Origin of the sequence: Domibacillus robiginosus (genome assembly GCF_000966195.1) — a bacterium.
Lineage (GTDB): Bacteria > Bacillota > Bacilli > Bacillales > Domibacillaceae > Domibacillus > Domibacillus robiginosus.
In genome coordinates this window covers 184,464-208,100 of the sequence record NZ_LAHL01000012.1, presented here as the reverse complement: position 1 = coordinate 208,100, position 23,637 = coordinate 184,464, and the positions used below count along the sequence as shown (strand labels likewise).

General features: G+C 44.5%; 25 protein-coding genes, 1 pseudogene and 1 other annotated feature. Of the genes and pseudogenes, 25 read left to right on the top strand and 1 reads right to left on the bottom strand.

Features of this window, described 5'->3' with window-relative positions; genetic code table 11:
- The first annotated feature begins 11 nt into the window (after positions 1-11).
- The 21 genes and pseudogenes from sigG to VP97_RS09295 all read left to right on the top strand — a co-directional run bounded on the left by sigG (position 12) and on the right by VP97_RS09295 (position 20,295).
- Entirely contained in the window at positions 12-791 is a 780-nt protein-coding gene (gene sigG / locus VP97_RS09395) for an RNA polymerase sporulation sigma factor SigG (RefSeq protein WP_050181523.1), read from the top strand.
- 75 nt (positions 792-866) lie between these two features.
- Entirely contained in the window at positions 867-1,124 is a 258-nt protein-coding gene (locus tag VP97_RS09390) for a YlmC/YmxH family sporulation protein (RefSeq protein ID WP_050181522.1), read from the top strand.
- 51 nt (positions 1,125-1,175) lie between these two features.
- On the top strand, positions 1,176-2,006 hold the full coding sequence (gene pgeF / locus VP97_RS09385; protein WP_082220303.1) for a peptidoglycan editing factor PgeF: 831 nt from the start codon (positions 1,176-1,178) through the stop codon (positions 2,004-2,006).
- Positions 1,996-2,667, top strand: coding sequence for a YggS family pyridoxal phosphate-dependent enzyme (locus tag VP97_RS09380; protein WP_050181521.1), 672 nt, complete (start codon positions 1,996-1,998; stop codon positions 2,665-2,667). Before pgeF ends, VP97_RS09380 begins: the two co-directional genes overlap by 11 nt.
- A 21-nt stretch (positions 2,668-2,688) precedes the next feature.
- The gene (locus VP97_RS09375) at positions 2,689-3,117 is read left to right on the top strand and encodes a cell division protein SepF (RefSeq protein WP_050181520.1); all 429 of its coding nucleotides are present in this window, start codon (positions 2,689-2,691) and stop codon (positions 3,115-3,117) included.
- Positions 3,118-3,122: 5 nt separating this feature from the next.
- Positions 3,123-3,383: a YggT family protein gene (locus VP97_RS09370; protein WP_050181519.1), complete on the top strand. Its 261-nt coding sequence runs from the start codon at positions 3,123-3,125 to the stop codon at positions 3,381-3,383.
- A 12-nt stretch (positions 3,384-3,395) separates the two neighbouring features.
- Complete coding sequence (locus VP97_RS09365) at positions 3,396-4,172, top strand: YlmH family RNA-binding protein (RefSeq protein WP_050181518.1); 777 nt, start codon at positions 3,396-3,398, stop codon at positions 4,170-4,172.
- A gap of 90 nt (positions 4,173-4,262) precedes the next feature.
- A complete protein-coding gene (locus VP97_RS09360; RefSeq protein ID WP_050181517.1) occupies positions 4,263-4,769 on the top strand; it encodes a DivIVA domain-containing protein in 507 nt (168 codons plus the stop codon).
- A gap of 54 nt (positions 4,770-4,823) precedes the next feature.
- Positions 4,824-5,042, top strand: a binding site (T-box leader).
- Positions 5,043-5,095: 53 nt separating this feature from the next.
- Positions 5,096-7,867 (top strand): isoleucine--tRNA ligase, encoded by a 2,772-nt coding sequence (ileS, locus tag VP97_RS09355; RefSeq protein WP_050181516.1) that lies wholly within the window; start codon positions 5,096-5,098, stop codon positions 7,865-7,867.
- Positions 7,868-7,931: 64 nt separating this feature from the next.
- Entirely contained in the window at positions 7,932-8,393 is a 462-nt protein-coding gene (lspA, locus tag VP97_RS09350; RefSeq protein ID WP_050181515.1) for a signal peptidase II, read from the top strand.
- A 1-nt stretch (position 8,394) separates the two neighbouring features.
- On the top strand, positions 8,395-9,306 hold the full coding sequence (locus VP97_RS09345) for an RluA family pseudouridine synthase (RefSeq protein WP_050181514.1): 912 nt from the start codon (positions 8,395-8,397) through the stop codon (positions 9,304-9,306).
- A 160-nt stretch (positions 9,307-9,466) separates the two neighbouring features.
- Positions 9,467-10,003, top strand: coding sequence for a bifunctional pyr operon transcriptional regulator/uracil phosphoribosyltransferase PyrR (pyrR, locus tag VP97_RS09340; protein ID WP_050181513.1), 537 nt, complete (start codon positions 9,467-9,469; stop codon positions 10,001-10,003).
- A gap of 190 nt (positions 10,004-10,193) precedes the next feature.
- Positions 10,194-11,102 (top strand): aspartate carbamoyltransferase catalytic subunit, encoded by a 909-nt coding sequence (locus VP97_RS09335; RefSeq protein WP_050181689.1) that lies wholly within the window; start codon positions 10,194-10,196, stop codon positions 11,100-11,102.
- Positions 11,086-12,372 (top strand): dihydroorotase, encoded by a 1,287-nt coding sequence (locus VP97_RS09330; protein ID WP_050181512.1) that lies wholly within the window; start codon positions 11,086-11,088, stop codon positions 12,370-12,372. The genes VP97_RS09335 and VP97_RS09330 overlap by 17 nt, the downstream gene beginning before the upstream one ends.
- On the top strand, positions 12,369-13,460 hold the full coding sequence (locus tag VP97_RS09325; protein WP_050181511.1) for a carbamoyl phosphate synthase small subunit: 1,092 nt from the start codon (positions 12,369-12,371) through the stop codon (positions 13,458-13,460). The genes VP97_RS09330 and VP97_RS09325 overlap by 4 nt, the downstream gene beginning before the upstream one ends.
- The gene (gene carB / locus VP97_RS09320; protein WP_050181510.1) at positions 13,453-16,659 is read left to right on the top strand and encodes a carbamoyl-phosphate synthase large subunit; all 3,207 of its coding nucleotides are present in this window, start codon (positions 13,453-13,455) and stop codon (positions 16,657-16,659) included. Before VP97_RS09325 ends, carB begins: the two co-directional genes overlap by 8 nt.
- Positions 16,656-17,435 (top strand): dihydroorotate dehydrogenase electron transfer subunit, encoded by a 780-nt coding sequence (locus VP97_RS09315; protein ID WP_050181509.1) that lies wholly within the window; start codon positions 16,656-16,658, stop codon positions 17,433-17,435. The genes carB and VP97_RS09315 overlap by 4 nt, the downstream gene beginning before the upstream one ends.
- On the top strand, positions 17,432-18,343 hold the full coding sequence (locus VP97_RS09310) for a dihydroorotate dehydrogenase (RefSeq protein WP_050181508.1): 912 nt from the start codon (positions 17,432-17,434) through the stop codon (positions 18,341-18,343). Before VP97_RS09315 ends, VP97_RS09310 begins: the two co-directional genes overlap by 4 nt.
- Positions 18,343-19,050 (top strand): orotidine-5'-phosphate decarboxylase, encoded by a 708-nt coding sequence (pyrF, locus tag VP97_RS09305; protein WP_050181507.1) that lies wholly within the window; start codon positions 18,343-18,345, stop codon positions 19,048-19,050. Before VP97_RS09310 ends, pyrF begins: the two co-directional genes overlap by 1 nt.
- Positions 19,051-19,677 (top strand): orotate phosphoribosyltransferase, encoded by a 627-nt coding sequence (gene pyrE, locus VP97_RS09300; protein WP_050181506.1) that lies wholly within the window; start codon positions 19,051-19,053, stop codon positions 19,675-19,677. It abuts the gene before it with no gap.
- A gap of 83 nt (positions 19,678-19,760) precedes the next feature.
- A pseudogene (locus tag VP97_RS09295) lies at positions 19,761-20,295 on the top strand (GNAT family N-acetyltransferase).
- Positions 20,296-20,316: 21 nt separating this feature from the next.
- Here VP97_RS09295 and VP97_RS09290 read toward each other — a convergent pair.
- Complete coding sequence (locus VP97_RS09290; protein WP_050181505.1) at positions 20,317-22,020, bottom strand: Rqc2 family fibronectin-binding protein; 1,704 nt, start codon at positions 22,018-22,020, stop codon at positions 20,317-20,319.
- 144 nt (positions 22,021-22,164) lie between these two features.
- On the opposite strand from VP97_RS09290, the gene VP97_RS09285 reads away from it, so the two are divergent.
- The 4 genes from VP97_RS09285 to rpoZ are packed head-to-tail and all read left to right on the top strand — an operon-like array spanning position 22,165 to position 23,587.
- On the top strand, positions 22,165-22,413 hold the full coding sequence (locus tag VP97_RS09285; protein ID WP_050181504.1) for a hypothetical protein: 249 nt from the start codon (positions 22,165-22,167) through the stop codon (positions 22,411-22,413).
- 57 nt (positions 22,414-22,470) lie between these two features.
- The gene (remA, locus tag VP97_RS09280; protein WP_050181503.1) at positions 22,471-22,731 is read left to right on the top strand and encodes an extracellular matrix/biofilm regulator RemA; all 261 of its coding nucleotides are present in this window, start codon (positions 22,471-22,473) and stop codon (positions 22,729-22,731) included.
- Between the two features lie 5 nt (positions 22,732-22,736).
- The gene (gmk, locus tag VP97_RS09275; RefSeq protein WP_050181688.1) at positions 22,737-23,360 is read left to right on the top strand and encodes a guanylate kinase; all 624 of its coding nucleotides are present in this window, start codon (positions 22,737-22,739) and stop codon (positions 23,358-23,360) included.
- Positions 23,360-23,587, top strand: coding sequence for a DNA-directed RNA polymerase subunit omega (rpoZ, locus tag VP97_RS09270; protein ID WP_050181502.1), 228 nt, complete (start codon positions 23,360-23,362; stop codon positions 23,585-23,587). The genes gmk and rpoZ overlap by 1 nt, the downstream gene beginning before the upstream one ends.
- Positions 23,588-23,637: the final 50 nt, after the last annotated feature.

The following is a 23,637-nucleotide window of genomic DNA, read 5'->3' as shown; positions in this document are numbered from 1 at the left end:
GAGGAACAGTGATGGCCCGAAATAAAGTTGTTCTGTGCGGTGTTGATACCTCGACCCTGCCTGTATTAACAAATCCCGAAATGAAAGTGCTGTTTATAAAATATCAAAATGGGGATAAACAAGCTCGTGAAGAACTAGTTAACGGAAACTTGCGCCTTGTTTTAAGTGTAATCCAGCGATTTAACCACCGCAATGAACAAGCCGATGATTTGTTTCAAGTAGGCTGCATTGGTTTGATGAAATCCATTGATAATTTTGATTTAAGCCACAACGTTCGTTTTTCTACTTATGCAGTTCCCATGATTATCGGTGAGATTCGCCGTTATCTAAGAGATAATAATCCTATCCGGGTTTCCCGCTCTCTACGTGACATCGCGTATAAAGCACTACAGGCGAGAGAACGACTGACAGCTGAACACTCCGTTGAGCCGGCAGCAGAAGACATTGCCCGTGCAATCGATGTGCCAAAAGAAGAAATGGTTTTTGCTCTTGACGCCATTCAAGATCCCGTTTCATTGTTTGAACCTGTTTTCCAGGATGGCGGAGACCCTATTTACATGATGGATCAAATCAGTGATGGGAAAGACCGGGAAAAAGAATGGGTGGACACGATGACCGTCACAGATGAGTTGAGTAAATTATCAGACCGGGAACGGATGATTATCGAAAAACGATTTTTTACCGGCCGTACTCAAATGGAAGTAGCAGACGAAATTGGTATCTCTCAAGCACAGGTATCCCGGCTCGAAAAAGGAGCCATTAAACAAATGAAAAAGAAAATAAATGGTTAAAAGAAAAAACAGAAGAGAAGATCTTCTGTTTTTTCTTTGGTTTGGTGCATACATTGATACAAAGGAGGGGCTGTAATGCGCATTTCAGAATTTCAGCTGAAAGATATCGTCAATGTAACCAACGGGAAAAAGCTGGGCCGGCTGGCTGATATTGAGCTAAACAATGCAACAGGAGCGATTTCTGCCTTGATTATTGAACAAAGCGGTAAAAAATTTGGGTTATTTGGCAAGGAAGAAGAGTTGGTCATTCCCTGGATCCGAATTGTAAAAATTGGCGGTGATGTTATTTTAGTTCGGCACAGTGATAATGAACTGAAAGAGGAAGAACGGTGACGAAAAACAAGGCATGTGGTACACTAAAAGAAAATCAGCGGGAGCCATGCCATGATAGAACCTTTTAAAAAAGCAGACAATGGTTTATTTTATCTGGAGAAATGGGAACGGGAGGAACCGGGACTTGTTGCTGGTTTTACGTCGACAGCTGGCGGAACGGGACGTTACAACGGACTAAATATGGCATTTCATGTACAGGATCAATCCTCTGTTGTTCAGGAAAACAGAAGAAAGGTAGCCGAATTAATCGATTTTCCGACATCTGCCTGGGTGGGGTGTGAGCAGACACATGAAGTGCATATCGCTTCCGTGTCAAAAAGTGACAGGGGCAGGGGTGCGCTTGATTATGAAACAGCACTTGCAGCAACCGACGGGCTTGATAGTAACGAGACCGGGGTGCTGCTCACCCTTTGTTATGCAGATTGTGTGCCTCTCTACTTCCTTGACCGGACAACGAAGCGGATCGGAACGGCACATGCCGGATGGAAAGGCGCGGTTGGCGGAATAGGACCGAATATGATTAAAAAGTGGAAGCAGGAGGGCAGCCGCCTGGAGGATATAGAAGCAGCTATTGGGCCTTCTATTTGTGGGTCATGCTACAAAGTAGGGGCCTCTGTTGTAGAAGCCGTTCGAAAATGGTATCAACCAAATGAAGACATGCCATTTTCACCCGTTCGAAACGAAAGAGACACATATTTTTTCTCCCTCCAGCTTTTTAATAGAGACCTTCTCATCAAAGAGGGACTCCCGCCGGAAAATATTCATGTCACATCACTGTGCTCAAGCTGTTCCACGGATTTTTTTTCTCACCGGCGTGACCGTGGACATACAGGCAGAATGATGGGATATATCGGCTGGAAGGAAGGGAATTATGAAGGTTAGCGAAAAAGTTAAAAGTATTAAACAACGAATTGATGAAGCAGCCCGCCGTTCAGGCCGGCAGGCGGAAGATGTGCAGATCATTGCCGTCACTAAATATGTTACAACTGCTCGTGCCGAAGAAGCCGTGGAAGCAGGCATTAATCATCTGGGAGAGAACCGGGCAGAAGGCTTAAATGAGAAGTATGAAAGCATTGGCCAAAAAGCGGTATGGCACTTTATTGGATCTCTGCAAACAAGAAAAGTAAAATCAATGATTCACCAGGCAGACTTTATTCATTCACTTGACCGGATGTCGCTGGCAAAAGAAATAAATAGCCGTGCCGAAAAACCGATTCAATGTTTTGTTCAAGTCAATGTATCAGGTGAAGAATCAAAACACGGGATAGCACCCGAAGAAGTTGTGCCGTTTGTCCAGTCGCTTCACATTTATGAAAAAATTCGTGTTTGCGGCTTGATGACAATGGCACCACTTACAGAAGACCAGGATCTTCTACGCTCATGCTTTCGAAAACTCGCTTTGTGCAGAGACGAAGTAGCAGCACTTCACCTTTCCTATGCTCCATGCCGTGAATTATCGATGGGCATGAGTAATGATTTTGAAATTGCAGTGGAAGAAGGCGCAACAATGATTCGTATCGGGACAGCGCTTGTTGGGGAGTAAAAAGAAAGCGGAGGTGGAATGATGGGCGTGAAGTCGAAGTTTAAGTCATTTTTCCTGCTAGATGAAGAAGACTACGATATCGTAGAGGAAGAAGTATACGAAGAAGATCCGCCTTCAGCTGCAGCGCCTCGTAAGAAAAACGTTGTCAGCTTAAAAAGTGCACAAAAGCCATCCAAAGTGGTGATGGCGGAACCACGTGTGTACGCGGAAGCACAGGAAATTGCGGACCATTTAAAAGCAAAAAAAGCGGTTGTCGTAAATTTGCAGCGTATTCAAACAGATCAGGCCCGTAGGATTGTTGATTTTCTAGGTGGAACGGTTTATGCCATCGGTGGGGAAATTCAACAAATTGGGGAAAAAATCTTTTTCTGTGCGCCGGAAAATGTAGAAATCTCCGGGAATATTACGCAGTTTGGGCAGCAAGATCAAGAAAAAACGGGGTGGCAATAAGACAAATGGATGTTGTACTTTATTATCTGATCCGGGCAATCGATTTGTATTCCTGGGCACTCATTATTTATATTTTAATGTCTTGGTTTCCGGACGCACGAAATACATCGATCGGCCGATTTTTAACCAGAATTTGCGAGCCATATTTAGATCCTTTTCGCCGTATCATTCCGCCGCTTGGCATGATTGATATTTCTCCAATTGTGGCTTTTATCACATTAAACCTGGCAACGCGCGGTCTCCAGCAATTGATGATCTGGGTTTAAAAGGAGCCGGCCATGAGTGATATTTATCAGCATTTCCGGCCAGAAGAAAAAGAGTTTATTGATAAAGCTTTAGGCTGGAAGCAGCAGGCAGCGGACACGTACGCTCCCAAACTAACGGGCTTTCTTGATCCCCGGCAGCGGCAAATTCTCCGCTCGGTTGTCGGATCCGATGAGGATGTACTCGTCTCTTTTTTTGGCGGATATCCGACTGCTGAACGAAAAAGAGGATTACTGTACCCTGCTTATTTAACTCCAGATGAAACAGATTTTGATGTGAGTCTTTTGGAAATAAACTATCCGCATAAGTTTGCTTCGATCAGCCACCCTCATATTCTTGGCAGCTTGATGGGGCTTGGCTTAAAACGAGAAAAATTTGGCGATATTTTAAATCAGCAGGAACGCTTTCAAGTTATCGCAGCTAAAGAACTGACAGATTATTTACACAGTCACTTTGACCACGTTGGAAAAACACCTATTTCACTCGAAGAAAAACCATTTTCCGACGCTCTTTATTCATCCGAGGAGTGGCGGGAGCAGACAGTAACAGTGTCATCGATGCGTCTTGATGTGATCATTAGCGCATTGCCCTCCATGTCACGGCAAAAGGCCCAGCAGCTGATTAAAGGCGGTGCAGTGAAGGTGAACTGGCGTACTGTGGAACAGCCTTCTTTTGAATGCGAAAATGGTGATATGCTGTCTCTTCGTGGGACGGGCCGTGTGAAAATTTTATCTCTTGATGGTCAAACAAAAAAAGAAAAATGGCGAATGACCTTGGGCATTTTGAAATAAATTTGTGAAAATGCAAGGATTTTCCCACAAGCGGTCGAAAAACCTTTATAATGAAAATCAATGATTATGTGATGCTTTGGAGGTGTCTGTATGCCCTTAACGCCGTTGGACATACATAAAAAAGAATTTGGCCGTTCATTTCGTGGATACGATGAAGACGAAGTGAATGATTTTCTCAATCAAATTATTAAAGACTACGAATTGATTATTCGGGAGAAAAAAGAATTAGAAGCCCAGCTGGCCGGTCAAACAGAACGGCTCAGTTATTTTTCAAATATCGAGGAAACATTAAACAAATCAATTGTTATTGCGCAGGAAACTGCAGAAGATGTGAAACGAAATGCTTTAAAAGAATCCAAGCTTTTGGTTCGGGAAGCGGAAAAAAATGCGGACCGAATTGTGGAGGAGTCCCTGTCAAAGGCGCGCCGGATCGCTGTTGAAATTGAAGAGCTGAAAAAGCAGTCTAAAGTATTCCGTACACGCTTTAAAATGTTGATGGAAGCTCAGCTCGACTTATTAAACAATGATGACTGGGATACGCTGCTTGATTTTGAAGTGGATACAGAGGAAATTGATCGCTTAAGCGATGACGAATGACAAGCTTGACGAATGCATGGTTCATTTTTATAATGTAACCATCTAAATAAATCATTAAACGCGATGAAAGGGACAGTAGAGTGCAAATAATCGGTTCAAAGCGAACCAGGGGCGGTGAAAGCCTGGTACCGATATGCAGCTCCAAAATCACCCTTGAGCTTTTTTCGTGAATATAAAAGTAGCGAAAAGCGTCTGGTCCACGTTACGGATTTTGAGCGGGCAGCTGCATGCTGTCAATCAGGGTGGTACCGCGGAAACCTTTCCGTCCCTTTTTGGGGATGTGAAAGGTTTTTTTATTGTATTTAAAAGAAAAAGGAGATTATCGAATGAATTATAAAGATACGTTATTAATGCCAAAAACGGAGTTTCCAATGCGCGGCAACCTGCCGAAGCGTGAGCCGGCTATGCAAAGCACGTGGAATGAAGAAAATATTTATCAGCAGGTACTCGAGCGTACAAAGGATCGCCCAATGTTTGTTTTGCATGATGGTCCTCCATATGCGAATGGTGACATCCATATCGGGCACGCACTAAATAAAATTCTGAAGGACTTTATTGTCCGCTTTAAGTCAATGAGCGGCTTTTATGCACCTTATATTCCGGGCTGGGACACACACGGTCTTCCCATTGAACAGGCTTTGACAAACTCGGGAGTTAACCGAAAGGAAATGACCATTGCCGAGTTCCGCCAGCTTTGTGAAGAGTATGCCTACAAACAAATTGATAACCAGCGTGAGCAGTTTAAACGTCTTGGCGTCCGCGGTGACTGGGAAAACCCATATATTACGTTAAAGCCGGAATACGAAGCGGCTCAAATTAAAGTGTTCGGTGAAATGGCGAAAAAAGGATTTATCTATAAAGGGTTAAAACCTGTTTATTGGTCTCCATCTTCCGAGTCGGCACTTGCAGAAGCAGAAATTGAATATCAGGATAAAAAATCGGCTTCTATTTATGTTTCTTTTGAAGTGAAAAAAGGAAACACTGTGCTTGAAGAAGGGTCAAAAATTATTATTTGGACCACAACTCCATGGACAATTCCGGCAAACCTTGGTATTTCTGTTCATCCTGAATTGAACTATGCAGTTGTAAAAACAGCAGGTGAAAAATTCGTGGTGGCTGAAGCACTTCTTGAAGAAGTAGCGGCGAAAGTCGGCTGGGAATCATACACGGTTGATAAGCTGGTAAAAGGTGAGCAGCTTGATCGTATTGTTGCTGCGCACCCACTTTACGGACGTGATTCGCTTGTTATGCTTGGTGAACACGTGACAACAGATTCTGGTACAGGAGCTGTTCACACTGCACCTGGACACGGGGAAGATGACTTTATCGTCGGGAAAAAATACGGCCTTGATGTTCTTTGCCCTGTAAATGACCGCGGAATTATGACAGAAGAAGCCCCTGGATTTGAAGGGCTGTTTTACGACAAAGCCAACAAAGCGATTACCGAAAAATTAACTGAAGCTGGCGCATTATTGAAAATGGAATTTATTACTCACTCGTATCCGCATGACTGGCGGACGAAAAAGCCGGTTATTTATCGTGCGACAGCTCAGTGGTTTGCTTCTATCGACAAGTTCCGTCCGGAACTACTCCAAGCTGTTAAAGAAACAAAGTGGGTGCCCGCCTGGGGTGAAACACGCTTGTTTAATATGATCCGTGACCGTGGCGACTGGTGTATTTCTCGTCAGCGGGCATGGGGAGTTCCTATTCCTGTTTTTTATGCAGAGAATGGTGAAGCCATTATTACGGATGAAACTGTTTCGCATGTGTCACAATTATTCCGTGAACACGGATCAAACATTTGGTTCAAACGGACAGCCAATGAACTGCTGCCGGAAGGATTTACGCATCCAGGCAGCCCAAATGGTGAATTTACAAAAGAAAATGACATTATGGATGTTTGGTTCGATTCAGGTTCTTCTCATGAAGCTGTTTTAGAGCAGCGAGAGGATGCCCAGCGTCCAGCTGATCTTTATTTAGAAGGCTCTGATCAATATCGTGGCTGGTTTAACTCTTCTTTAATTACAGGAGTAGCTGTAACAGGGAAAGCGCCATACAAAGGGGTGCTGAGTCACGGATTTGCGCTTGATGGTGAAGGCCGCAAGATGAGTAAATCACTTGGTAATACGGTTATTCCGGCAAAAGTAATGGAACAGCTTGGTGCTGATATCCTTCGCCTTTGGGTAGCATCGGTTGATTTTCAGGCAGACGTACGCGTATCCGATGCCATTTTAAAACAAGTAGCGGAGGTGTACCGTAAAATCCGCAATACGTTCCGCTTCCTTCTAGGAAACCTGGATGGCTTTAAGCCAAGTGAGCATGCAGTAGCATATGAAAACCTGCGTGAAGTCGATCAATTTATGCTTGTAAAATTAAATGAATTAATCAAAACGGTACGTGGGCATTACGAAAAATATGAATTTGCTGCTATTTATCACGCAGTTAATAATTTCTGTACAGTGGATTTAAGCTCCTTCTATTTGGACTTCACAAAAGACGTATTGTATATTGAATCTGAAGATCACGCTGATCGTCGTGCGATTCAAACCGTGTTGTATGAAACGCTGACAGCACTTGCAAAATTGGTGTCACCGATTTTACCGCACACAGCAGATGAAGTATGGATGGAAGTGCCAGAAGCAGAAGAGAAATATGTGCAGCTGACGGATATGCCAGCATACAAAGATCTTGCAGAGACAGCTGTGTTAACCGAAAAATGGACAGCATTTATGGCGGTTCGGGATGATGTGTTAAAAGCGCTTGAAGAAGCCCGTAACCAGAAAGTGATCGGAAAATCATTGACAGCACATGTGAAGTTGTTTGCAGGAGAGGAAACAACGGCGCTGCTTGCATCGATTGAAGAAGACTTGAAACAGCTGTTTATCGTATCCGGATTTGAAATGGCTGGAACGAACACAGAAGCACCGGAAAACGCTATTCAGCTTGAGACAGCTTCAGTTGTGGTAGAAAAAGCCTCTGGCGAAACATGTGAACGGTGCTGGACTGTAACGGATGAAGTAGGTCAGGATGCAGTGCATCCAACACTTTGCCCGCGCTGTGCGTCTGTTGTAAAAGAGCATTATTCAGAAGCGAACTAAAAGGAAACGAAAAAGAGGTTAGCTAAGAAAACCGCTAACCTCTTTTCATCGTTGGAGGTAAGATATGTATTATTACGTATTGTCACTGCTCATCATTCTTCTTGATCAATGGACCAAGTGGCTGATTGTAAAATCGATGGAACTTGGCGAAAGTGTACCTGTTATTGAAAACCTACTTCATATTACATCACATCGAAACAGGGGAGCGGCCTGGGGAATGCTCGAAGGCCAATTTTGGCTGTTTTATATTATTACTGCTGTTGTGGTAGTTGGCATTATTTACTTTATGCAAAAAGAAGCAAAAGGAAAGCCGCTTATGAAAATATCTTTAGCTGTCCTGCTTGGCGGCGCGATCGGCAATTTTATTGACCGTCTGTTCCGTGGTGAAGTGGTTGATTTTGTGCAGACATTTATTTTCGGTTACCGGTTCCCTATTTTCAATATTGCAGATGCAGCCCTAACGATTGGTGTTATTTTGCTTTTTGCTGCCATGCTAATAGAAGAACGAAAAGGAAAGAAGGCATAAAATGAAATCATTACAATTTACGGTGAAGGAAGAAGAAAACGGAAGCCGAATTGACAAGCTTGCTGCTGCGCAGGAAGAGCAGTATTCCCGCTCTCAAGTACAAGAGTGGCTAAAAGAAGGGCGTGTTCTCGTCAATGGAAAGCCGGTTAAAGCCAACTACAAAGCGGCGGCTGGAGACGAAGTCACCATTGAAATTCCTGATCCAGAAGAACTAAATATCGAAGCTGAAAATTTACATTTGGATATTGCTTATGAGGATGAAGACGTGATTGTTGTGAATAAACCACGCGGTATGGTTGTTCATCCGGCTCCAGGTCATACAACGGGTACACTTGTCAATGGTTTAATGTATCACTGCAAAGACTTATCCGGTATTAATGGCGTTATGCGCCCGGGTATTGTTCATCGGATTGACAAAGATACATCCGGCCTTCTTATGGTAGCTAAAAATGATATGGCACATGAAAAATTGGTGAACCAGCTTGTCGAAAAGTCTGTTACACGTAAATACCAGGCAATTGTGCACGGTGTTATTTCTCATGATTTTGGTACGGTTGATGCCCCAATTGGGCGAGATACGAAAGACCGACAAAAAATGGGGATCGTCGATCATGGAAAAGTAGCTGTGACGCATTTTCATGTGCTTGAGCGTTTTCGTGATTTTACGCTGGTGGAATGTGAGCTGGAAACAGGGCGTACGCACCAAATTCGTGTTCATATGAAATATATCGGTTTTCCGCTTGCGGGAGATCCGAAATACGGACCTCGAAAAACACTCGATATTGATGGCCAGGCACTCCATGCAGGTGTATTGGGCTTTGTTCACCCGCGTACGAATGAATACCTGGAATTTGAAGCACCGGCGCCAAAAGAATTTACGGATTTAATTGAGGAATTACGAAAAAACGTTTGACTTTTGTCGAATTTATCGATAAACTGAACTCAGTTGAATAAGAACCTTTAAGAACAGTCCCGTGAGGCTGGGAAGGAATCGGATAAGTAATGGCTCTTCTATGCCATTTTCAAGGAACCAGTATGCCTTCTCGCCCTAAACGGATGAGGAGGCTTTTTTTATGGAAAAAGCAGTCGTACTTGACCAGCAGGCGATTCGCCGGGCACTGACAAGAATTGCGCATGAAATTATTGAAAGAAATAAAGGCGTTGAAAACTGCGTCCTAATAGGGATTAAAACACGAGGTATCTATGTGGCACAGCGGCTGGCTGAGCGGATTTTGCAAATTGAAGGGCAGCAAGTTCCTGTTGGTGAATTGGATATTACACTGTACCGGGACGACTTAACAGTGAAAACAAAAAATGATGATCCGCAAGTAAAAGGCTCCGAAATACCCGTTGATTTAAACGGCAAAACCGTCATTCTTGTTGATGATGTGTTGTTTACAGGCCGAACTGTACGGGCGGCTATGGACGCCATCATGGATATTGGACGCCCATCCCACATTCAAATGGCAGCCCTGGTTGATAGAGGCCATCGTGAACTTCCGATCCGGGCGGACTATATTGGAAAAAATATTCCGTCTTCCAGAACCGAACGAATTGTCGTCACACTAGAAGAAGTGGATGACACTGATCGTGTTAGTATTTATGAATAAATAATGAATGTTTAGTAGCAGCCCTGTGAGGCTTTATGAACATTGACAACCTTTTAAAAATGCACGAGAGGCATTTAAGGGTGAAATCGGTCTGTACCTGTGTGCAGAACAGCTTCGTTATGCTGTAAAACGAGAAAACACCCTGAAATCCAGGGTGTTTTTTTTATGAAAACGGAGGTAAAAATCGATGATGAGAAATTTAGTTTCAATTAGGGATTTGCATAAAGATGAAATTTTGTTAATATTAATGCAGGCGCAGAAATTTGCGGAAGGTGAAGATTGGACGCCGCATGAAAAACAATATGTCGCGAATTTGTTTTTTGAAGCAAGTACACGCACGAAAACAAGCTTTGAAATGGCAGAAAGAAAACTAGGGCTCGATGTCATTCCATTTGATGTTGGAAGCTCAAGTGTTTTAAAAGGAGAGACATTGTACGACACAGTTCGCACACTCGAAGCGATCGGTGTTAACGCAGTGGTTGTCCGCCATGAAGAAGATGCTTATTATGATGAACTAATCGGGCATATTGACATTCCTGTCATTAATGCAGGGGACGGATGTGGACAGCATCCAACACAATGCCTGCTTGATCTTCTAACCATTCAGCAGGAGTTTGGCACATTCGAAGGATTGAAAATCGGTATTGTCGGTGATATTCGGCATAGCCGGGTAGCCCGCTCTAATGCCGAAGCGCTTAGACGCCTTGGTGCTGATGTGAAATTTTCAGGTCCTCCTGAATGGTTTGAAGAAGATTTTCTCCAGTCGGGAGGATTTGTTGAAATCGACGAATTGGTTGAGCAAGTGGACGCACTAATGCTGCTTCGCATTCAGCATGAGCGGCACCAGGTAGCTTCATCCATGACAAAAGAGGAGTATCACACTCGCTACGGTTTAACAGAGGAACGGGAGAGCCGGATGAAACCCGGCAGCATCATTATGCATCCAGCTCCTGTAAATCGGGACGCAGAAATTGCTGATAGCCTGGTTGAATGCGGACGATCCCGCATCTTTAAACAAATGGAAAACGGTGTTTATGTCCGCATGGCGGTCTTAAAAGAAGTGCTTGAGGGGAGATTGGCAAATGAACTGGTTAATTAAAAATGGACAAGTGTTAGCAGAAAACGGTGAATTGACCGGAGCGGATGTTCGAATTAAAGATGGGAAAATTGCAGAAATTGGCGCCGATCTTACAGAGAACGGTGAGAAAACAATAGATGCAGGCGGAAAGCTTGTAGCACCGGGCCTGGTTGATCTGCACGTGCATTTGCGTGAGCCGGGTGGTGAGCATAAAGAAACAATCGAGACAGGAACAAAAGCAGCGGCCAAAGGCGGTTTCACAACAATTGCGGCTATGCCAAACACACGTCCGGTACCGGATACAGAAGCAAATCTTCAAAAAGTGAATACACTTATTGAGGAAAATGCACAAATCAGAGTGCTGCCTTACGCATCTATTACCATCCGCCAGGCGGGCAAGGAGCTTGTTGACTTTGAAGCACTGAAAGAAAACCAGGCATTTGCTTTTACAGATGACGGTGTCGGCATTCAGGAAGCAGGAATGATGCACGCGGCAATGAAACAGGCAGCCTCTCTTGATATGGCCATTGTCGCTCACTGTGAAGATAACAGCTTAATATACGGGGGCGCTGTACACGATGGTGAATATGCTAAACGTGAAAGTGTGCCGGGTATTCCATCTATTTGCGAAGCTGTTCAAATTGCCCGCGATGTATTGCTTGCTGAAAACGCTGGATGTCATTATCATGTCTGCCACGTCAGCACAAAAGAGTCAGTTCGTGTTATCCGCGATGCAAAGAAAGCAGGCATTCGGGTAACAGGTGAAGTATCACCTCATCACCTTGTTTTAACCGATATGGACATCCCGGGACAGGATCCAAACTTTAAAATGAATCCGCCGCTTCGCGGAGTAGAAGATAAAGCTGCCCTTATTGAAGGACTGCTTGACGGTACGCTTGATTTTATTGCAACAGACCATGCACCGCATACAGCAGAAGAAAAAGCAGCAGGTATTCTCAAAGCACCATTCGGCATTACAGGATTCGAAACAGCTTTTCCACTTCTGTATACCGAGTTAGTGAAAAAAGATGTGATTACACTAAAGCAGCTTGTAGACTGGATGACTGTTAAGCCGGCTGAAGTCTTTAACCTGCCGTATGGCCGTCTCCAAGAAGGTGCCAGCGCTGATCTTACAATAATTGATCTTGACAGCGAAAAAGAAGTAGATCCAAAGACGTTTTTATCAAAAGGGAAAAATACACCATTTGCAGGCCGCACTCTTTCAGGCTGGCCGGCTGCAACATTTTTTGAAGGAAATCTTGTATGGCAGGAAGGAACGATCAACGAATGAAAAAACAGCTTATTTTAGAAGATGGCACAATTTTTACCGGTGAAGGATTCGGTAGCGAAAAAGATGTAACAGGCGAAGTCGTTTTTACTACAGGCATGACAGGATACCAGGAAACTCTGTCCGATCCATCATACTGCGGACAAATTGTCACATTCACTTATCCGCTTATTGGCAACTACGGCATTAATCGTGACGATTTTGAAACAATTCAGCCAGCTGTAAAAGCACTCGTTGTGAAGGAAGCAGCAGATTTTCCTTCAAATTTCAGAACTGAATTTTCCATTGATGAATACTTAAAAATGAAAGATATCCCGGCTATCTCGGGTATTGATACACGTAAATTAACACGGATTATCCGTCAGCATGGTGCCCTAAAAGGAGCGATTGTTTCTGCAGAGGTAAATCCAGAAGATGTGATTTTGCGTCTTCAGGCAACTGTACTGCCAAACGATCAGGTCGCACAGGTTTCTACTAAATCTGCTTATCCAAGCCCAGGACGAGGTTTCCGGGTTGTCTTGATCGACTTTGGTATGAAGCACGGAATTTTACGCGAATTAAACAACCGTAATTGTGATGTAGTAGTTGTACCGCATGACACAACAGCAAAAGAAATTATGCAGTTTAAACCGGATGGTATCATGCTGACAAACGGACCGGGTAACCCTAAAGATGTACCGCATGCCATCGAAACAATTCGTGAGCTGATCGGTCAGGTGCCGATTTTCGGTATCTGCCTTGGCCACCAGCTGTTTGCTCTTGCTTCCGGCGCGGATACATTCAAGCTAAAATTCGGCCACCGCGGCTCGAATCATCCGGTTAAAGATCTGGAAACCGGGCGTACAGCGATCACTTCCCAAAACCATGGATTTGCTGTAAGCGAAGAATCCATCGCCAATACAGATTTGAAAGTAACACATGTTGCACTTAATGATGGAACAGTTGAAGGGCTGGCTCATAAAAAATACCCTGCCTTCACCGTTCAATATCACCCAGAAGCTTCACCAGGACCAGAAGATGACAATATTTTATTTGACCGCTTTGTTGACTTAATGAAAACAAACGCTGCAAAGGAGACACAACATGCCTAAACGTACAGACATCCAAAGTATACTTGTGATTGGCTCCGGCCCGATCGTAATTGGCCAGGCGGCAGAATTTGATTATGCAGGGACACAAGCATGTCTCGCTTTAAAAGAAGAAGGATACCGGGTTATTCTTGTAAACTCAAACCCGGCGACGATTATGACGGATACGGAAATTGCGGATGCAGTTTACATTGAACCGATCACGCTTGAGTTTGTCCGCCGTATTATTCAAAAAGAACGTCCTGACGCGATTTTGCCAACACTTGGCGGCCAGACAGGATTGAATATGGCAGTCGAGCTTTCCAATGCCGGCGTACTGGATGAGTACGACGTAAAAGTGCTTGGTACGAAGCTTTCAGCGATTGAGCAGGCGGAAGACCGCGACTTGTTCCGTTCATTAATGAACCAATTAAACGAGCCGGTGCCGGAAAGTGAAATTATCCATACATTAGACGAAGCGTATGCATTTGTTGAGCAAATTGGCTACCCGGTGATCGTACGCCCTGCTTATACACTTGGCGGTACCGGCGGCGGAATTTGCGAAAACGAAGAAGAGCTGATTGAAATCGTAACAAATGGTTTGAAACAAAGCCCGGTTACTCAGTGTCTTCTTGAAAAAAGCATCGCCGGCTTTAAAGAAATTGAATATGAAGTGATGCGCGATTCAAACGACAATGCGATTGTTGTTTGTAACATGGAAAACATTGACCCGGTTGGCGTTCACACAGGTGATTCAATTGTTGTGGCACCAAGCCAGACGTTAACAGACCGTGAGTATCAAATGCTCCGCAACACGTCTTTAAAAATTATTCGCGCGCTTGGCATTGAAGGCGGCTGTAACGTTCAGCTTGCACTCGACCCATACAGCTTCCAATATTACATCATTGAAGTAAACCCGCGTGTAAGCCGCTCATCAGCCCTTGCATCAAAAGCAACAGGCTACCCAATTGCAAAACTGGCAGCAAAAATTGCTGTCGGCTTAACACTGGATGAAATGATGAACCCGGTTACGGGCAAAACGTACGCTTGCTTTGAGCCGGCCCTTGACTATGTTGTTTCTAAAATTCCGCGCTGGCCGTTTGATAAATTTGAGAACGCAAACCGTACACTCGGTACGCAAATGAAAGCAACAGGTGAAGTAATGGCGATTGGCCGTACGTTTGAAGAGTCGATGCTTAAAGCGGTTCGTTCACTTGAAAGCGGCGTATACCATCTATCATTAGATGAGTTAGCGGATAAAAACGACGCGTTCCTTGAAAAACGTATTCGTAAAGCAGGAGACGAGCGTTTGTTCTACCTTGGCGAAGCACTTCGCCGCGGCATTACAATCGAAACGATTCACGAGTGGAGCCAAATTGACCTGTTCTTCCTGAAAAAATTTGAAAACATCGTAAAATATGAAAAAGAAGTCCAAAACAACCCATTCAGCCAAGAGGTTGTGAAACGAGCGAAACAGCTTGGATTTGCTGATAAAACGATCGCAAAAGCATGGGGCGTTTCCGAAAAAGAAGTGTACGACTGGCGCAAAGAAAACGGCATCGTCCCTGTTTTCAAAACAGTAGATACATGCGCAGCAGAATTTGAATCAGAAACACCATACTTCTACGGCACCTATGAAGAAGAAAATGAATCCATTGTAACAGACCGCAAGTCAGTTGTCGTGCTTGGCTCGGGTCCAATCCGGATCGGACAGGGCGTTGAATTTGACTATGCAACGGTACACTCTGTATGGGCGCTGAAAGAAGCAGGTTATGAAGCGATTATCATTAACAACAACCCTGAAACAGTTTCAACAGATTTCAGTATTTCTGACAAGCTTTACTTCGAGCCATTAACAATTGAAGATGTCATGCACATTATTGATCTAGAAAAACCAGAAGGTGTTGTTGTACAGTTCGGCGGCCAGACAGCGATTAACCTGGCGAGCCAGCTTGTTGCACACGGCGTGAAAATTTTGGGCACAAGCCTTGAAGATGTAGATCGTGCTGAAAACCGTGACAAGTTTGAGCAGGCGTTGCAGGAGCTTGATATTCCACAGCCGCTTGGCAGAACGGCTTTCTCAGTAGATGCAGCTGTTGAAATTGCCAACAGCATTGGCTACCCGGTTCTTGTCCGTCCGTCATACGTGCTTGGCGGCCGCGCGATGGAAATCGTGTATAAAGAAGCAGAGCTGCTTCAATACATGCAAAATGCGGTAAAAGTGAATCCAGAGCACCCGGTATTGATTGACCGTTACCTGACAGGTAAAGAAATCGAAGTAGATGCGATCTCTGATGGAACGGATGTAGTCATTCCGGGCATTATGGAGCACATCGAGCGTGCGGGGGTTCACTCCGGTGACTCAATTGCTGTGTATCCGCCGCAAAAGCTGACAGATGATCAGAAAGAAAAAATCATCGAGTATACAACAAAGCTTGCGAAGGGCTTAAACATCGTCGGCTTGCTCAATATTCAATATGTTATTTCAAAAGGTGAAGTATTTGTAATCGAGGTAAACCCTCGTTCAAGCCGTACGGTACCATTCTTAAGTAAAATTACAAATGTACCGATGGCGAATATTGCTACAAAAGCAATCATGGGGCAGTCATTGAAAGATATGGGCTACGAATCAGGCCTTGTTCCTGAAAAAGCAGGCGTATACGTAAAAGTTCCAGTGTTCTCATTCGCGAAGCTTCGCCGTGTAGATACAACGCTTGGCCCTGAAATGAAATCAACAGGTGAAGTAATGGGGAAAGATGCAACGGTTGAAAAAGCACTTTACAAAGGGCTTGTGGCATCCGGCATGAAAATTCCAACTAAAGGCGCTGTTCTCCTGACTGTTGCTGATAAAGATAAAGAAGAAGCGCTGGCAATTGCAAAACGCTTCCACAATATCGGCTTCCAGCTGCTGGCTACACATGGCACAGCCAAGATGATCAGCGAAACAGGTGTACCTGTACAAACCGTGGCCAAAATCGGCGCGAAAGGTCCAGATATGGTGGATGTCATTCGCGGCGGCGAAGCACAATTTATTATCAATACGCTCACAAAAGGCAAGCAGCCGGCGCGTGACGGCTTCCGTATCCGCCGTGAGTCAGTAGAAAACGGTATTCCATGCTTGACGTCACTTGATACAGCAACCGCAATTTTAGAAGTGCTTGAATCAATGATCTTTAACGCAGAAGCAATGCCAAAACCGGCATTGGAGGCGGTCCATTCATGATTCAAAAAGAGCTGATGACGGTTGTTTCCCAATCGGAAATCGCTAAAAATATTTTTGAAATGACATTAAAAGGGGCGCTCGTCGATCAAATCGACCAGCCGGGCAAATTTGTCCATTTAAAAGCGAGCGAGGAAATGATGCCCCTTCTTCGCCGCCCAATCAGCATTGCGCGCATTGAACATGATAAGCAGGAATTTACGATGATTTACCGGGCGGAAGGTGCAGGAACTACTGCGCTTTCCCGCAAGCAAGCCGGTGACCAGGTGGACGTTCTCGGTCCGCTTGGCCACGGTTTTCCGGTTGAAGCAGCAGCTCCTGGCGAAACCGCCCTGTTAATCGGCGGCGGCATCGGTGTTCCACCGCTTTATGAACTATCACGCCGCTTAAACCAAAAAGGCGTAAAGACCATTCATGTTCTTGGCTTTCAAAATAAAGAAGCTGCGTTTTACACAGAGGAGTTTGCTGCCCTTGGTGAAACGTATGTAGCAACCGTAGACGGATCACTGGGTGAACAAGGATTTGTCACAGATGTTGTAACGAAACATGGACTGCGGGGAGATGTGTTTTATTCATGTGGCCCTACCGTTATGTTAAAAGCAGTGGAAAAGCTTCATGCTGCACCAAAAGGATTCATTTCTCTTGAAGAACGTATGGGCTGTGGAATTGGTGCATGCTTTGCCTGTGTATGCCATCCGGCAGCAGACGAAACAGGAACAGGTTATTTAAAAATATGCAGTGATGGTCCGGTGTTTAAGGCAGGGGAGGTAGCATTATGAACCGATTAGCACTCGAACTTCCAGGGTTATCACTTAAGAATCCAGTTATGCCAGCGTCTGGCTGCTTTGGGTTTGGCCGCGAATTCAGCCAGTTGTTTGATTTGAGCACGCTTGGCTCCATTATGATTAAAGCAACAACAGAAGCCCCTCGCTATGGCAACGCCACCCCGCGTGTTGCAGAGACGCCGGGTGGTATGTTGAACGCTATTGGTCTTCAAAACCCTGGTCTTGAACGCGTCATTGCGAATGAATTGGAGTGGCTAAAGCAATTCGATGTACCAATCATTGCGAATGTTGCCGGCTCACAAACAGAGGATTATGTTCAGGTAGCCAAAGAAATTTCTAAAGTGGAAAATGTTCACGCGCTTGAACTGAACATCTCCTGCCCGAACGTTAAAACAGGCGGAATTGCTTTTGGGACCGTTCCGGAAACCGCAAAGGAATTAACAAAGCATGTAAAGGAAGTATCGGAAGTGCCTGTGTACGTGAAATTATCTCCGAATGTCACCAATATTGTTGAGATGGCAAAAGCGGTAGAAGACGGCGGCGCGGATGGTATTACGATGATTAATACACTGATCGGCATGCGAATTGATTTAAAAACAGGCCGTCCGGTGCTGTCAAACCGAACAGGGGGCTTATCCGGGCCAGCTGTTAAGCCAGTGGCAGTCCGCATGGTATATGAAGTGAGCCAGCAAACAAACTTACCTATTATTGGCATGGGCGGAATTTCGACAGTGGAAGATATTATTGAGTTTTCCTTAGCAGGGGCAGATGCATTTGCTATTGGAACAGCAAACTTTGTCAATCCATTTGTCTGCCCGGAATTAATTGCAGAGCTGGATCAGTACTTAGAAGCCCATAATGTGGATCATATTAGTGAATTAAAAGGACGGAGCTGGAAATAATGGAAAAAGAACCAATTATTGCACTCGATTTCCCTACTTGGCAGGAAACCGAGCAATTTCTTGTGCCCTTTCGCAAAGAGCAGCTTTACGTAAAAGTAGGGATGGAGCTGTATTTGCAAAATGGGCCGTTCATTATTGAACAGCTGAAACAAATGAATCACCGTATTTTTCTTGATTTAAAACTTCATGATATTCCTAACACAGTAGGACAAGCTATAAAAGGCCTGGCAGCGCTTGGAGTTGACATGATCAATGTCCATGCAGCTGGCGGGGTAGAAATGATGAAGCGTGCCCGTGAAGGCCTGGATGCAGGTGCTAAAGGCAGCCGTCCTGTGCTGCTTGCGGTTACACAGCTGACTTCGACATCGGAAGAAGCAATGCAGCAGGATCAATTAATCAAGGTTCCGCTCGGGGAGTCTGTCCGTCATTATGCCGAAAAAGCGCAGGAAGCCGGCTGTGATGGAGTGGTCTGCTCTGTTTTAGAAGCAGCGGCTATCCGCGAAGCATGCGGGGAAGCATTCTACAAAGTAACGCCAGGCATTCGCTTAAAAGACGGGCAGGCAGACGATCAAAAGCGTATTGCAGATCCGGCCGAAGCGCGTAAAATCGGTTCAACGATGATTGTAGTAGGGCGTCCGATTACAAAAGCAGCCGACCCGGTTGCAGCCTATCAACATGTGAAAGCACTCTGGGGAGGACAAGCATAAATGAAAAAACAAATTGCAGAAGAATTACTCGACATCCGGGCGGTTTTTTTACAGCCAAATGATCCGTTTACATGGTCATCCGGCATAAAATCACCCATTTATTGCGATAATCGCTTAACATTATCGTATCCGAAAACGCGCCAAAAGATCGCTGCAGGACTGGCAGAGCTGATCCAAAAAGAATATCCGGAGGCAGAAATCATTGCCGGCACTGCAACAGCAGGCATTCCGCATGCTGCCTGGGTATCTGATGTATTGAATTTACCAATGTGCTATGTGCGCTCCAAAGCAAAAGAGCATGGCAAAGGCAACCAGATTGAAGGAAAAGCGGAGCCCGGCTCAAAAGTAGTCGTCATTGAAGATTTGATTTCAACAGGCGGAAGCGCGATTACAGCAGCAGAGGCGCTGCGTGCAGCAGGATGCGACGTTTTAGGTGTAGCAGCTATCTTTACATATGGACTGCCAAAAGGAGAAGCACGCCTGGCAGAAGCAGAATTAAAAGCTGTGGCGCTAAGTGATTATGATGCACTGATTGAAGTCGCTGCCCAAAAGAATTATGTAAAAACAGAAGACATCGAAACGTTGAAAAAATGGAAACAGGCACCCGATGCATGGGGCACGAATTAATGTTGAGCGGCCGTGACTAGTCACGGCCGTTTTTTTATTTGGAAAAACATGATACACTCGTGCTAGTTTTATTGGCAGGAGGTATGGTTGTGAGGACCCAAACAGTAAAGTTAATTGAGTCTTCACGTTCCTTTAAAAAGGAATATCTTTCATTTTATGAGGAATGGAAAGCAAGCGGCGAAAAAATGATTCTCTGGGTAATTGAAAAAGATCCATCACATTTTGACGAGATGCTTCAATTTTTGCAAAACAATGAAAAAGGAATCAATATCCCAGATGGCTGGGTGCCTGATACGACGTACTAGCTCGTTGCTGGAACGGAAAAAGTTCTCGGTGTAGTAAACATCAGGCATGCTTTAACGCCTTTTTTGCAAAGCAGCGGCGGACACGTCGGTTAGGGCATCCGGCCTTTTGAACGAAGAAAGGGCTATGCGACTTCCTTGCTCGCACTGTCATTTCAAAAAGCAAGAGAGCTTGGGATCAAGCGGGTCCTGGTTGTTTGTGATGAAGACAATATCGGTTCTTTTCAAAACCATTGTAAAAAATAGAGGTATCGCCGATCGGGACTTCATAGAGGAAGATAGAACTGTCGTCAAACGATTTTGGATCGACACATAAAAAGAAAGTGAGCGGGACCGCTCACTTTCTCATCTTCATGACTTTACCTTCATCCGGAGTAACATACACTGTGTGCTGGTTATCGTAGATCACAAATCCAGGCTTGGCCCCGGATGGCTTTTTCACATGACGGACTTTTGTGTAGTCAACTGGAACAGAAGAAGAGTCTTTTGCTTTGCTGTAGTAGGCAGCAATCATGGCAGCTTCTAAAATCGTTTCCTCTGACGGATCGTCTGAACGGATTACAATATGCGATCCCGGAATGTCTTTTGTATGCAGCCAAATATCATCTCGACGCGCTGCTTTATTCGTTAAATAATCATTTTGCCGGTTGTTTTTACCAGCATAAATAAGCGTTCCGTCTGTAGCCATATATTCTTCAATAACCGGCTTGTCCACTTTCTTTTTCTTTTTGATGTGCCGCGCTTTTAAGTAGCCTTCTTCAGCAAGCTCTTCGCGAATTTCTTCAATATCCCGTGGTGAAGCCGATTCAAGCTGCTGAAGGAGCGCTTCAAAATATTGAATCTCCTCATTTGTTTTTTCGATCTGTTCCTGCACCGCTACCACCGCATGTTTTGCTTTTTGATAACGCGAGAAGTACTTTTGCGCATTGTCAGCCGGACTTTTTTGAGGGTCCAGTTCAATGGTTACTGTTGAGCCATTTTCATCATAATAGTTCACCACATCAACGGCTTTCATTCCTTTTTTGACTGCATATAAATTGGCTGTCAGCAGTTCACCCATACGCTGATACTCACCAGCATTTTCCGCTTCTTGAAGAGTACGTTCCAGCTTCCCAATTTTAGTGCGGTTTTTCTGCAGCTCATTGCCGATCAAACGCTCGAGGTCGTTTGCCTGCTGGCGTACACGGTCGCGCTCCGCCTTGCCAAAATAGTAACGGTCTAAAAGAGAAGAAGCTGTATCAAAAAATACGCGCTCTCCTTGTAAATGAGGCAGATCGATCATGTAAAAAAACGTTTTTTCCCCGCTTTCAATCATCACAGGAGAATAAGACTCATTTTTAATAGGTTCTAATACGTGCAAAAACGCAGCCGGAACCGTTTCCCGGTTAGCAAGACCCGCGTGAGCGACAATTTCATTGCTGACTAGCGGGGAAAAGCCTTCAAACGCTGAAACGAGCTGCTTGGCAATTTTCCCTGCATTAAAATCTACAGCACGCTGAATTGTTTCCTTATCAGCAGTCAGCGGATTTTGCTTGTGCTGCGCAGGCGGTTCTACGTATGCTGCTCCAGGCAGAATGGTCCGGTAGCTGTTCATAGAGGATGGGACATGCTTAATGCTGTCGATGATGGTTCCTTTTTCTTTATCAACAAGAAGAATATTACTGTGGCGACCCATAATTTCTACGTACAATTGCTTATAAGAAATATCCCCAATTTCATTTTTTCCCTTAAACTCAAAACAAATTGTTCGGTCAAGCCCAAACTGTCGTATATCTTCTAAAATCGCACCGTCTAAATGCTTGCGCAGCATCACGCAAAAAAGCGGCGGCTCAGATGGATTTTCTTGAACCGTTTCCGTCAGCTGTACCCGTGCATAAGACGGGTGAGCTGATAAAAGCAGGCGGTTATTTTTACCGCGTGCCCGAATGATCATAATCGTTTCATTTTTAAATGGCTGGTGAATTTTGTTCACCCGTCCGCCTGTGAGGGCTTCCTTTAATTCTTCTACCATTGCTTTTGTAAATATTCCATCGAATGCCATGATTCATACTCCCTTTTTGAACGAACATATTTATCCATCTTACCATGGTATGCGGCCGTTCGTAAATTTGAGGACATTTCTTTTGCAACGGTGCAAACTGCTGTATACTTATTTTGACAAACTTATACAGAAAAGAGGCGTATTATGACAGAATTGGTTTCGGTGGTTATGATTTTTTCGATTCCTTTGGTTGCCATTCTCACTTCTCATAAAAGAAGCCAATCTAAAATGCAATACAAAATGATTAAGGAACAAGTGCAGCTGGAAAAGCTAAAGCAGGAAAATTTTTTACTGGAAACGGAAAAAATGAAAATGGAACTTAGGTTTACAAAGCCTCTTGAAGAAAAAGAAGACGTTCTTGCATTTATCGAGCAGGAAAAGCGGCACATGTGATATAATAATTCAAGTGTGCAAAAATTGGACGAAACGTGGCAAAGGGGATCAAGATTGATGCAATTAATCAATATTGGATTTGGCAGTGTCGTCTCGGCAGAGCGGATTGTCGCGATTGTCAGCCCGGAGTCGGCACCGATGAAGCGGCTCGTTCAAGAGTCGCGTGAAAAAGGAAATCTCGTCGATGCCACATTTGGCCGCCGGACACGTGCGGTCATTTTAACAGACAGCCATCATGTTATTTTATCTGCTGTTCAACCGGAAACGGTGGCGAATCGTGCGGCGCTAAAAGATGAGGATGCTGAGGAAGGATTGTGAAGCAATTGAAGGAAAAAGGTTTGCTGATCGTATTGTCCGGACCGTCCGGCGTGGGCAAAGGAACGGTACGTAAAGCGATTTTTTCAAGAGAGGATGTAAAGTTCGATTATTCCATTTCGATGACAACACGCAAACCGCGTGAAGGAGAAGTGGATGGTGTTGATTATTTTTTCAAGTCCCGCGAGGAATTCGAACAGCTGATCAAAGAAGGGAAGCTGCTTGAATACGCGGAATTTGTAGGTAATTATTATGGAACACCGGTTGATTACGTACGGGAAACGCTCGATGCGGGAACCGATATTTTCCTTGAAATTGAAGTAGAAGGTGCGCGGCAGGTGCGTGAAAAGTTTCCAGAAGGATTATTTATTTTCCTGGCACCGCCAAGTCTTTCAGAGCTGCACAGCCGTATTATCGGCCGCGGTACGGAGACGGATGAAGTAATACGGGGCCGGATGGAGCAGGCACGCCGAGAAATTGATATGATGGACTTGTATGATTACGTTGTCGAAAACGACGAAGTAGAGCGCGCATGCTCGCGCATTCAGTCTATTGTTGAAGCTGAACACTGCCGGCGTGAACGTATACAGCACCGCTATCAAATTATGCTTGAATTGGAAGGGGAACAATAATGCTATATCCATCTATTGATAACTTACTGACAAAAATTGATTCTAAATATTCGCTGGTCAGCGTAGCTGCAAAACGCGCTCGTACAATGCAGGAAAACAAAGGGAAAGGTGCGCTTGGAGCGTATCAATCACACAAATTCGTTGGAAAAGCACTTGAAGAAATTTATGCGGATGAGCTTGTGATGAAAAAGAAAGATGCAAACAAAACGTATTCAGATGAAGTGTAAATAAGTAAAACGGAAAAGGGCGGCGAATACCGGCCTTTTCTTTTTGTATG